Here is an 11,527-nt window from a genome sequence, read left to right on the forward strand (position 1 = left end):
AAATTACTGTACCAGAGATAAAGTGGAATATCCCAAACTACCCTTCTCCAACTTAATTTGTGTGGTAATGCGTTCTTTTAAAGCACTAACGTGCGATATTACCCCAACAGATTTATCGCCTTCGTTCTGCATTTTTTCTAATATAGTAATTGCCTGATCTAAAGTTTCTGGATCTAAGGTTCCAAAACCTTCATCGATAAATAGTGATTCGATTTTTACATTTCGAGCGGCAATGTCAGATAATGCGAATGCCATTGCCAAACTCACCAAAAATGTTTCTCCGCCAGATAAAGTTTTTACAGATCGGCGGGCGTTCCCCATATAATTATCGAAAACTTTTAACGTATCACTTTTCTCGGCTTCATCTGCGGTGGGAATATCGAGTAAATAACGATCGCTGAATTCTGAAAGGCGTTTGTTCGCGTAGCCTATAAGCTGTTCCAAAGTAAGATCCTGCACAAAGTTTGAGAATTTATTGCCAGTTGCATCACCAATTAAATCGGTCATGGTTTTCCATAACGATCTATCTTTTTTTAAGAGGTCTATTTGGGCTCGTTCTTTTTGTTGGCGTTGTTTTCCTTTTTCATCATCGTCTAAGCTTTGGGTAATTTTACCAATTTCCATTGAAAGCGTATCCCATTGTAATTTTGCTTCGTTCAATAAGCGTATAAAGTCTTCGAGTGAAAGTTTTGAATCGTCTTTTTCTATCAATTCCTTTAAAGCTTTTTGTAGCGTGCTTTCCTTTTCTGAAATTCTTGTATTTAGCTCTTTCAGCTCGTTTTCACGATTTCTGATTTTAGCGGCGCGCTCTTCCGGAAGTATTGCTGATCGCAACGCTTGAATATTTTCTAATTTTTCATTTAAAAGAATATTGTTTAGCTCTTTTTCTTTTTTTACTTGGTTTGCCGAATTCACTTTTAGCTTTTCAGCATTGTCTGAAAGCTGCTCCGTAATAGATGAAATATTTGCTAGTGAACGTGTAATCGAAGACGATAAAACACTCACTTTATCATTAATATCCGGTCCGTCGTAAAGTTCAGTTCGTTGTTGCTTTAATCGAGTATAAGCTGATAACGCTTGTTCCCAATGCTTTAAACTTTCTTCCAAATCGTTTAAAATAGAAGCGGCTTGGAATGCTTGTTTCGCCTTTTCCATTTTTTGAATACGAAGGTTTAATTCAGATCGCCGTGATTTTAGCGTTTCTAAATCGTCTTTAGAATTCCATTTAAGTTGGTTGGCAAGCTTTGTGAGTACTTCGAAATGCCGCAACTCCTCCCCTTTTAAAGTTTTTATAGTAGTGTCTAAATCGCTAATTTCTTTTAGTTGATATTTATTTTTTTCACCTAAAGTGATTTGGTATTTAGACTTTGTTTGAAGTGAATTCTTTTTTTCTTTTAGCAGTTCCTCCTTTGTGTCAAAATACGGCTCTTCGGAAGCGTAGGGATGATGAATCGCACCACAAAGCGGACAAGGTTCGTCGGGCTCTAATTGTAAACGATACGCGTCTAAACTTTGATGCTTATGTTGTTGTTCTAAGTTTTTTTCTAGATTTTCTACTTCGGTGGTTAATTGGGCAACTTCTTTTTCTAAAGAAGAAATAGAATTTGAATCTGCTTCTAAATGCTCTTTCGCCGTTTTTAATTTATCCTGCTGAGATTTAAGATTTGTTTGAACTTTTACAATTTGTTCCTTACTAGTCAGCAATTCCGAAGCTTTTTCATTTAATTGCCGGTAGCTTTCTAATTCTGAATTTAAGTTCGCTAGCGAACTTGCTCCCGAATTATCTATTATATCCTGAACCGTTTTACCGAAAGATTCTGCTTGCGGCTTAAATAGTTCGGGATTATCTGAAGTGGAAAGTTGATACCCTAACTGATTTATATTCCGAACGCACGTATTTAGTTGATTTTGATACAAAGAAGCTTCACTTTGCTTCTTAAGCTCATCGGCTTGAAGTTGGATGATTTTATTTCGGAAATTGTCTAATTTCTGATTGGCTGTTTTTACATCTACTTTTTCTTGAAGTATTGCAGTTACTGCGTTTATATAAGATGCTAATTGCAATTCTGCATCAGATTTCGATTTATTTAGTCTTTCACTTTCCTGTTTAAGTTGGCTCACTTCTCTGTTAGCAGCATCGTAATCTGTTAATACAACGCTATATTTTGAAAGAGTATCGTGTTGCGTCAATTCCTTTTTAAAAGGTTGAAAAACATCAAAATCCTTTTTTAATTGAAGTTGTTGTGCTTTTAAGTCTATCTCTTCGGCTTGTTTCTTTTGAAGTTCTTTTCTATTGCTAACTTTTTCGGAAGCAATCTGAAATAACTTTTCTGTTTTTGGCTTCGCTTCGGTTAAAGATTTGAGTTCGATTTTCTTTTCAGCAATAATTTCAGCAGATAATAATTCTATTCCTTCAATTCCAGCTTCTTTTAACTCAATGGCCTTTTCAATTCCTTTAAAGCGAAAGAAAACGGCTTTTCCTATTTCGCGATACGAACGAGCGCCAGTTATATCTTCTAACAATTTATTCCGTTCATTCCGCGGCGCCTGTAACAATTTGCTGAATTCACCCTGCGACAAAACCATGGCTTTTACAAATTGCTCGTAGCTTAGTCCAATTATCGCTTCATTTTTTTCGGGCGTTTTGGTTCCGGTTTCTAAAATCTGATTGGTCGTAACTTCCACCAATTCCTGCTTACGCGCGTTTAAATTATTATTTCGGTTACGCTCAATAGACCAATGGCTGCGATAATCTTTGCCGTTTACACGATAGTCAACTTCTGCAAAACAACTTTTCATATTGCGAGTCATAATGCCACCATCGTCTTCTAAAATTGAATTGCTCACGGCTTTATCCACTCTCGCAATTCTATTATACAACGCCAAAGTAATCACATCTAAAAGCGTAGACTTCCCCGAACCGGTTGGGCCAGTGATAGCGAAAAGTCCAGCTTCTGCCAAGATTCCGTTGCCGAAATCAATTTGGTGCTCCCCTTTTAGGGAGTGAATATTTTCAAATCTAATTTTTAGAATTTTCATGGACTATAATTTCAATTCTTCTAAAATTTCGCGAAAGGCATTCTTTAGTTCTTCTGTATTTTCCAAACCACTTTGTAGCTCTAGTTTCTTTTCAAACATTTGCATTGGGGTAACGTCTTCAACGTCCGTGCCCACCGCAAAAGCATCGCTAGCACCACGAATCTTGCTTTTAAAATTGAGTCTCGATTTTACAATTTCAACGTTCGTATTAGGTTGCGAATTAGTAAGCGATTCAAAAGCTTGTCGCCTTTCTAAGCTTTCACTTTCTTCATTTACAATTATTTCGGCTAAGGAAGTTAGCGTAGTTTTTTCTGAATAGGAATTTAATTTGGCCTCTACTTCTTGAAGACTTCCTTCAAAAGTGAGCAGGTTTCTGTGCTTAGGAATTGGAATAATTTCTACTTTGGAAATTTTATTATCGGCAATTTTAATCACATTAATTTGTTTACAATCTTCTTTCTCTGAAAAACTTAAAGGAATTGGCGAACCGCAATAATGAATATTTTGCACCTCTGAAATAACTTGTGGTTTATGAATATGCCCGAGCGCTACGTAATGCGGAATATCTTCAAACATACTAGCCTCTACCCCTGCTTGGTTCCCAATTTGTATATCGCGTTCGCTTTCGGAAAGTTCGCTGCCCTGCACATATAAATGCCCCATCAAAATGAAAATCTGTTCGGCGTGGTGCTCGTTGTAATGTGCGTTTACATTTGTAAAATAAGTTCGTAATCCAGATTTTATTTGTTCAATTTTTGTGGCATAGGTTTCGCCCGCAGCAGACTTTCGAATATCGCGATCTTTTAAAAATGGAATGGCAGCAACGACCAATTTTTCGTTGTCTTTTTCGACGGTAACAAACATTTCTGCCAACGATTCTGTGGCGCCACCAATTACACTAATATCGAATGCTTTTAGCAGTTCTGCCGGTGCATTTAACACTGCTGGTGAATCGTGGTTTCCGCCCGTGAGGATTATTTTACAATCTAAATTTATTAGTTTTTTCAATAAATCGTAATACTGCTTATAAGCCGCTTGTGAAGGATTTGCTTGGTCAAAAATATCTCCAGAAACCAACAGCACATCTATATTTTCAGTTTTAATATAATTAATTAGCCATTCAAAAAATAGCTCAAGATCTTCACTAAGATCGTATTTATGTAATTGTTTGCCGATGTGCCAGTCGGAAGTATGAAGTATTTTCATGCAGCGTATTTAGTGTTGATTGTAAAATTACAGGAAAACAAAACGCTAAAAAACTATAAATAGCAATTGCGTTCTAATTAGAAGAACCGTTGTTAATTAATTCCATGATTTTATCATTTGGAATAATATCAATAGTCAAATTAATGCGGTCTGTGGTGCCATTATTTACAACCCGATGTGGATCTGTTAAACGCAAATACCAGCATTCGCCAACTTTCATTGGCACTATTGAATTGTTCAAGTAAAAAGCTACTCCTTTGTTATTATCGATAGGAATTGTAAGCCTTATCATTGACTTTTCTTCCTCTAAACCTAAAGTAGGATCTGTATGTTCCTTTACCACAGAATCTGGAGCTAAAAACAATAACCGTACAAGGTTTACTTTGGTGTATTGGCTGAAAGTATTAACTATACTTTTTATGTATGGAGCTTTTTCTAACGCAGAAGTATTCATCCATTGGGTCCAAGAACCATCGGCATAATCGCCAACGGGTGCAGGAAATGGCAACGAGGTGTCTACTAAATGTGCTGGGGAGCGTAACGGAATAACTTTGTAATATTCATATTGACCTTGTTTTAAAGTGTTGACTTCTACAAGCATTTTTTCTACATCGAAAGTAAGAGGTAATTTTATTCTGTCTTTATTTTGTTTCGCTGTTTTCATATGGAGTAAGCCTATTTCATTGAATTGATTTTTTTTATTTCAGTTTTGAAACTTCACAAAAATGTATCGCTTCAAACTCAAATATATTCAAAAAATAGAACAAACAACTTATGACATTGAAGACTTGAATATTAATTCATTCCGTCTGAAATAATATTGAATTTGCGCGTAGGATACTTTTCTCTATTATTCATTAAATTATTAAAACTTATACCGCTATTTATAGTTTAAACAACTCTCGAGAATTCACCAATTTATCAACTAAGTTGTTTACAATTAGTGTGAAAAATAGTTGATTATTCGTCTTTTTAATTCCTTAACAATTCCTGTTAAACTAAATTTAAAAAATTTCAAACTATCTACTTCTGTTTTAATTTAGTGGAATACTAACACTAAGAACTCAATATTATGATACGATGGATTATTATTTTTCTTGTAATTGCAATTATCGCAGCAATCTTTGGATTTGGCGGTATTGCTGAAGGTGCCACAGATATAGCACAAATTATATTTTATATTTTCTTAGTATTATTAGTTCTCGGATTACTATCTCGATTGTTTAAAAGATAAAATCACTATTCTTAAACATTAGATAAATCAAACTTAAATTAACTAAAATATATACTATGAGAATTGAAGCCTATTTAGCTTATAGAGGTCAATGTCAAGAAGCCTTTAACTTTTATAAAGAAATTTTCGGTGGCGAAATAAAGAATACCGAAACCTACGAAAATAAGGAAATAGACATTCCTGAAAATTACAGAAAAAAATGGCAACACGCCGAATTGCGTGGTAAAAATTTTACTGTTTTAGGCTATGATGCCGCGCCTGATACTCCGCTCACAGACGGCACAAATATGCATCTTGGAGTGGATATGGATACTGCCGAAAGTGCAAAAGCTGCTTTTGAGCAATTATCGAAAAGCGGACAAGTATACACCTCATTTCAGAAAACTTCTTGGGGCGCGCAATACGGCAGATGTACAGATAAATTTGGCATAAATTGGATGATTAATTATAAAGAATAATCATTAAAAATAAACCCCGAACTTTTAAAAGTGTTCGGGGTTTTACTTTACCGCTAAATTTTGCACAATTACCTTTAAATAATAAAAATCTTCGATTGTTTTAATAACTTAAAATATCTGAATATGAAAAATCCTTACACTTCTTTTATAATAATGCTAGTTCTTTCTTTTATAGGAATGTACTGTACAATGTATTTAAATACTTATGAAGCGTCTCATATTTATTTCAGCTTAACACGGTTCTATATGGCTTGCTTAGGTATTTCGGTTATGGCGCTGATAATGTTTGGCATTATGAGAGGTATGTATAAAAATGCGAAGAAAAATACAGCGATTATAGTTGTAAGTATTTTGTTGTTTACCTCTTCCCTATTCTTAGTTCGTGCGCAAAAACCTATTGGCGATACGCTCTGGATGAAAGCTATGATTCCACACCATTCAATAGCAATCTTAACTAGTAAAAGAGCCGATATAAAAGACCCAGAAGTAAAAAAGCTTGCTAAAAGCATTATAGAAGCACAGGAAAAAGAAATTCTTGAGATGAAAGCAATGCTAAAAAGATTGGAGAATCAAGATTCTGAATAATAATTGCTGTCAGTAAATTAAATTCTTGGTATTAAACTGGAATAACGGTTTATTACTTATCATCATTTATTTCTTCTTCGGTATTAATAAGCGGATGATCCTTACCCAAACCCACAATTAGAATAATATTGGTTACCGTGGTATACAATAATAGAATAACGGTAACTAACATTCCACTTATTACAGAAGAACTGATAAGCGTAGCCCAGTATATGGATTTAAACCAAGAAAGAGGAACGTTCTCGGCCTCTGTAATAGGTATATTAAATAATTGAAAAAGCATTAAAGCAGCTATAAATAATATAGTATCAATTTTAGCGATGGTTAGCACTTGCTTATAATGAGCTTCTTTTAATTTTGATTGGCTGCCTGAACTAATTCCCAATAAAGTGAGAAGCAATGCCAGTATGGTTGCAGTGGCCAATACGACCGTATTGCATAGCATATTTATTCCCCGCACAGAACCTTCTATTAAATGCTTGGCCTCGTAACCAGATACGTTTCCCAATAAAAAAATCCCCACTCCCACAAACATTGTAGAAATAGTACCTCCTATAATAGCAAGTTTGTTTTTTTTCAGAAATTTTATCATTCAATACCAGTTTTAGTTATTTAGTAGCTTAATTTTTATTCTAACAAACTAACAATTTGTCTTTATTGCTAAAGAGTTTTAAAGTGAGCTTCTAAAATACTACTTAAATATTCTTCGTTTAGTGGCTTGCTGTAATAACCTTTTACGCTTTTAAATTCCTGCGCCCTGTTCCGGTCGCGTTCATCTATTGAATTACTAAGCATCGTTAGTACTATTTCGCCCTGTTGTGCAATCTCTAGTTTCTCGTAAGCTTCTAAAAATTCCCAGCCATTCATACCTGGCATGTTTATATCGAGAAAAATTAAAGTAGGTTGTGGATGTATACCATCTAGCTCACTTTTTAGGTATTCCAAAGCCTCTTCACCACTATAAGAAATATGGATATTATCTGAGATTCCCATCTTTCTAATTTTTCTGGCATGATAGAAATTATCGCTCTCGGAATCGTCAATAAGCAGCACGTTTTTTATTTTCATAATAGCTATTTTTTTAATGTAAAATGTATTGTTGTTCCTTCTCCAAAAATAGAACTAACCCATATATTTCCCAAATGGAGTTCTACAATTTTTTTGCAAAATGCAAGTCCAATGCCCTGCCCTTCATAATCTTTGATGCTGTGCAAACGACTAAACATATCGAATACTTTAGTAAAATCTTTTTCTGGTATGCCAACGCCATTATCGGTTATATGAAAATTGTAATAATTATTAGTTTCCTCATAACTTATTTGAATATGAGGCGTAACATCTGTTGGCGTAAATTTTATAGCATTCGAGATAAGATTCTGAAATAACTGTTTTATTTCAATTTTATACCCGATTATTTTCGGCAAATCATCACTTTCAATTTCAATTCCTCTATTTTCAATTATAACACTATAATCTTGTTTGATTTTTTTTAGCGTTTTATTCAGATTAATTTCTTCCATTTCTCCACTAGTACCAAGTCTTGAAAAAGAAAGCAGACCGCTAATCAGTTTACGCATGCGCTCTACGGCCTTATTTATAAAATCGAAATATAAAACTGCCTCCCCTTCAATTCGTTCGGGGAAGTCTTCCTGAAAAATTTCTATATAGTTAGATACCGTGCGCAAAGGTTCTTGTAAATCATGAGAAGCTACATACGCAAAATGATCTAATTGCTGATTTTTCGCAATTAACGACTCATTCAATTTACTTGCTTCTTCAATTGCTTTTTCCTTAGCTTTAATTTCTTTTACCTTGTCTTTATGTGAATCTTTTAACTCTGTGAGTGTACTTTTTAAATTGGAATTAGTGCTTTCCAGCTTATCCTGGGTGCTTAATAACTCTTCTATTAGCGGCTTAATTCTTTGAATTAAGCTGTATAGGCTTAAAAAAACGATGATAGTAGCAATACCTAAAGCGCCGAGAATTATAAATTTCCATATGGCATACCGGTTATTTCGTTCTTCTAAAAATTGATTTTCAGTTTGTATAAGTTCATCCAGGTTTGATTGCAACCTAAGCATGATGTGTACATCCTGCAATTTGGGTTGCGCTCCCAGATTTAAAGAGTCAGTTTCATCGGACACAGTATTAATAAAGCTGCTGAAGTTTTTGTCTACCTCTTCGTCGATAATTAATAATCTATCTGCTTGTAACGCATTATCACTAACCAAGCTTTTCAATCTAACGAATAGAGAGTCATATTCATCTTGCGCATCAACAAATGCCATCTTGAATTTTACCTTTCGTGTATATTCATATGCTAAGCCAAAACTTTCCAACTTAGATATCGTTGAAGACATTCGTCTAATATCGTTTTTTACTTCCCAGCTATGGGCTATTTCAGCGGCAGACTCCGAATTCTTTATAAACGAGAACCCAATAAGTAACATGACGAGTATTAAAGACGAAATAAGTAAAATGAAATTGGTTAGACCAACCTTCTGAATTCTTTTCATATAAATTTAAAAAAAGTGATATTTAAATAATTTCATTAAAAACTACTTCAAAGATAATTGTTCGGTTTTAGAAAATAAAAACTTAAATTGATTGTGTTAAAATAAATACTTATCTTGTTAATACTATCCAAACGAAATTTTTAATTTTACTTGACTAATCAGCTAATAAACTTGAAAATTATGAATTTGCCCGATAACTTAAACTTTTTGTTGGTTGAAGACCTTATTTCGGACACCTTTTTTTTACAGCGCCAACTTAAAAAAATTAGCAATAATCCCGAAATTCGTTTTGTGGATAGCGAAATAAGTTTGATAAATGCGTTAAAAACCTATATTCCAGATATTGTGATTACAGATTTTAATCTTGTGGGAATGAATGCTTTCGACGTGATTAAAATTATTAAAAATTACAACGATAAAATTCCTGTAGTTGTAATAACGGGCAATCTAAAGTACGAATCTGATAAAGATGAGTTACTAAATAAAGGAGCAAAAGGCTTTTTCTTAAAAGAACCTATTAATACGCTAAACGAAAGATTGCTTCCGCTTTTTCTCAATATTGTAGCAACCAATCAGGATAAATTAGAAGATCTTAGTGCTGAACGTCGTAAATATGCCTCTAGTAAATCGCAAAGTGATTTTTTAAGGCAATATAATTTTGGCAGTAATGAGGAAAAAAAGGAGGAAGAGAAACCAAAATCTGTGTTGAATGTTTTTCTCGATTTCTTCCGAAAATAGGATATAAAAGCTATTTATCACAGAGCTAAAATGTGCTAATAAAATGTTAGAATAATATTTTCAAAATTTATTATTTTATGCAACCTAGTTTACCTTTCAACGATAAAAACGAAGCTAATTCCTACAAATCAGCGTTTTAGTTATAATTAATTTAGTATCACGGTTTATTTGATCACTAAGGCAGTTTTTATTCAATATCTTTATATTGAAAAATAATTCACCCATTAACTAGTCCTGGTTCAATATTCAAGTAATCGCCTGTAAATCATAGTTTTATAGTTAATCGTTGCAAACATTTATATTAAAATTTATTACAAGATACATCGAATTTTATGCTATTTATTGATCGTGTTCATACAATTAAATTCACGCTAAACAAAAAATAATTAAGCTCATTTATTAAATTTTAACTAAATGTTTGGTTTAAGTGAAATTTTAATTTTAGATTTGCTTCAATTTTATCAACGTTCTTACCCCTCCAAATCTTATCATTATGAAAAAATTACTACACCTACTGGTTTTTATCAGTGGTAATTTTCTTTTCGCTCAAGTTGGTATTGGCACAGATATGCCCAATCCATCCACGCAGTTAGAAATTAAGTCTTCTAATAGAGGTATCATGATACCTCAAGTACCTTTAACGGGTATTACAGACCAAACCACAATTACAGCCGGTAATATTGAAAGCCTATTGGTTTACAATACCAAAACGAACGCCACTTTATCACCTGGTTATTACTATTGGTACCAGAATAAATGGAATAGACTCTTAACAGATCTGCCAGACTACATAGTATTTTGGGATGTGGTGAATAATTATTTCACCTATATAGACCAAAATGGAGATGTAATAATCATAGACATCTCGCAACTAGAAACCCTTACCTTTCTGAAACTCAATGCCGACGGGCATACCCTTGAGTATACTGATGAGGACGGTGTTATAACTAGTATCGATATTAAAACGATCATCGATAACTTTGAAACTCTAACTACTATTGTTGATAACAACAACGGAACTTTCACTTATACTGATGAGGATGGTGGAACTACGACTGTAGATATTTCAAATCTTGAGACCCTAACTTATTTGGCACTCAATGCCGACGGCTATACTTTGGAGTATACTGATGAGGATGGAGTTTTAACAAGTCTCGACCTTGGGGAAATAATCGCTAACTTTGAAACTCTTACCACAATCGTTGATAATAACAACGGTACTTTTACTTACACCGATGAGGATGGTGGAACAACAATCATAGATATTTCAAATCTTGAAACGTTGACCATTTTGGCGTTGAATCCTGACGGACACACGCTGGAATATACTGATGAAGATGGCGTTTTAACTAGTCTTGATATCGCAACGATTATCGATAACTTCGAAACTCTTACCACAATCGTTGATAATAACAACGGTACTTTTACTTACACCGATGAGGATGGTGGAACAACAATCATAGATATTTCAAATCTTGAAACGTTAACCGTTTTGGCGTTGAATCCTGACGGACACACGCTGGAATATACTGATGAAGATGGCGTTTTAACTAGTCTTGATATCGCAATGATTATTGACAATTTTGAAACTCTTACCACGATTGTTGATAACAACAACGGGACTTTTACCTACACCGATGAGGATGGTGGAACAACAATCATAGATATTTCAAATCTTGAAACATTGACCATTTTGGCGCTAAATCCTGACGGACACACGCTGGAATATACTGATGAAGATGGCGTTTTAA

General features: G+C 34.0%; 10 protein-coding genes and 1 pseudogene. 5 read left to right on the forward strand and 6 right to left on the reverse strand.

What is annotated here, in order from left to right:
* Window positions 1-3: 3 nt before the first annotated feature.
* The 3 genes from AC3RVF_RS15545 to AC3RVF_RS15555 form a co-directional block, all read right to left on the reverse strand.
* A complete protein-coding gene (locus tag AC3RVF_RS15545) occupies window positions 4-3,039 on the reverse strand; it encodes an AAA family ATPase (protein WP_489693760.1) in 3,036 nt (1,011 codons plus the stop codon).
* Between the two features lie 3 nt (window positions 3,040-3,042).
* Window positions 3,043-4,245, reverse strand: a complete 1,203-nt coding sequence (locus tag AC3RVF_RS15550) for an exonuclease SbcCD subunit D (protein ID WP_489693761.1) — start codon at window positions 4,243-4,245, stop codon at window positions 3,043-3,045.
* A 73-nt stretch (window positions 4,246-4,318) separates the two neighbouring features.
* Window positions 4,319-4,909 (reverse strand): aspartyl/asparaginyl beta-hydroxylase domain-containing protein, encoded by a 591-nt coding sequence (locus tag AC3RVF_RS15555; protein ID WP_489689917.1) that lies wholly within the window; start codon window positions 4,907-4,909, stop codon window positions 4,319-4,321.
* Window positions 4,910-5,317: 408 nt separating this feature from the next.
* Between AC3RVF_RS15555 and AC3RVF_RS15560 the strand changes: the two genes are divergently transcribed.
* The 3 genes from AC3RVF_RS15560 (at window position 5,318) to AC3RVF_RS15570 (ending at window position 6,522) form a co-directional block, all read left to right on the forward strand.
* Window positions 5,318-5,479: a DUF1328 family protein gene (locus AC3RVF_RS15560; protein WP_489689916.1), complete on the forward strand. Its 162-nt coding sequence runs from the start codon at window positions 5,318-5,320 to the stop codon at window positions 5,477-5,479.
* 56 nt (window positions 5,480-5,535) lie between these two features.
* On the forward strand, window positions 5,536-5,937 hold the full coding sequence (locus AC3RVF_RS15565; RefSeq protein ID WP_489693762.1) for a VOC family protein: 402 nt from the start codon (window positions 5,536-5,538) through the stop codon (window positions 5,935-5,937).
* Between the two features lie 123 nt (window positions 5,938-6,060).
* The gene (locus tag AC3RVF_RS15570; protein ID WP_489689914.1) at window positions 6,061-6,522 is read left to right on the forward strand and encodes a DUF305 domain-containing protein; all 462 of its coding nucleotides are present in this window, start codon (window positions 6,061-6,063) and stop codon (window positions 6,520-6,522) included.
* A 52-nt stretch (window positions 6,523-6,574) separates the two neighbouring features.
* Here the strand turns inward: AC3RVF_RS15570 and AC3RVF_RS15575 are convergent, their stop codons facing one another.
* The 3 genes from AC3RVF_RS15575 to AC3RVF_RS15585 all read right to left on the reverse strand — a co-directional run bounded on the left by AC3RVF_RS15575 (window position 6,575) and on the right by AC3RVF_RS15585 (window position 9,038).
* Window positions 6,575-7,114: a hypothetical protein gene (locus tag AC3RVF_RS15575; protein ID WP_489689913.1), complete on the reverse strand. Its 540-nt coding sequence runs from the start codon at window positions 7,112-7,114 to the stop codon at window positions 6,575-6,577.
* Between the two features lie 68 nt (window positions 7,115-7,182).
* A complete protein-coding gene (locus AC3RVF_RS15580) occupies window positions 7,183-7,590 on the reverse strand; it encodes a response regulator (protein WP_489689912.1) in 408 nt (135 codons plus the stop codon).
* A gap of 5 nt (window positions 7,591-7,595) precedes the next feature.
* Window positions 7,596-9,038: a sensor histidine kinase gene (locus AC3RVF_RS15585; protein WP_489693763.1), complete on the reverse strand. Its 1,443-nt coding sequence runs from the start codon at window positions 9,036-9,038 to the stop codon at window positions 7,596-7,598.
* A gap of 180 nt (window positions 9,039-9,218) precedes the next feature.
* Between AC3RVF_RS15585 and AC3RVF_RS15590 the strand changes: the two genes are divergently transcribed.
* Window positions 9,219-9,776, forward strand: a complete 558-nt coding sequence (locus AC3RVF_RS15590; RefSeq protein ID WP_489693764.1) for a response regulator — start codon at window positions 9,219-9,221, stop codon at window positions 9,774-9,776.
* Window positions 9,777-10,269: 493 nt separating this feature from the next.
* Window positions 10,270-11,527 (forward strand): annotated as a pseudogene (locus tag AC3RVF_RS15595) (hypothetical protein); the annotation flags it as partial.

It is taken from the genome of Aequorivita sp. IT1183 (assembly GCF_058068265.1).

Coding starts and splice junctions, on each gene's coding strand:
- AC3RVF_RS15545 (WP_489693760.1), bottom strand. CDS start 3,039: ATGAAAATTCTAAAAATTAGATTTGAAAATATTCACTCCCTAAAAGGG.
- AC3RVF_RS15550 (WP_489693761.1), bottom strand. CDS start 4,245: ATGAAAATACTTCATACTTCCGACTGGCACATCGGCAAACAATTACAT.
- AC3RVF_RS15555 (WP_489689917.1), bottom strand. CDS start 4,909: ATGAAAACAGCGAAACAAAATAAAGACAGAATAAAATTACCTCTTACT.
- AC3RVF_RS15560 (WP_489689916.1), top strand. CDS start 5,318: ATGATACGATGGATTATTATTTTTCTTGTAATTGCAATTATCGCAGCA.
- AC3RVF_RS15565 (WP_489693762.1), top strand. CDS start 5,536: ATGAGAATTGAAGCCTATTTAGCTTATAGAGGTCAATGTCAAGAAGCC.
- AC3RVF_RS15570 (WP_489689914.1), top strand. CDS start 6,061: ATGAAAAATCCTTACACTTCTTTTATAATAATGCTAGTTCTTTCTTTT.
- AC3RVF_RS15575 (WP_489689913.1), bottom strand. CDS start 7,114: ATGATAAAATTTCTGAAAAAAAACAAACTTGCTATTATAGGAGGTACT.
- AC3RVF_RS15580 (WP_489689912.1), bottom strand. CDS start 7,590: ATGAAAATAAAAAACGTGCTGCTTATTGACGATTCCGAGAGCGATAAT.
- AC3RVF_RS15585 (WP_489693763.1), bottom strand. CDS start 9,038: ATGAAAAGAATTCAGAAGGTTGGTCTAACCAATTTCATTTTACTTATT.
- AC3RVF_RS15590 (WP_489693764.1), top strand. CDS start 9,219: ATGAATTTGCCCGATAACTTAAACTTTTTGTTGGTTGAAGACCTTATT.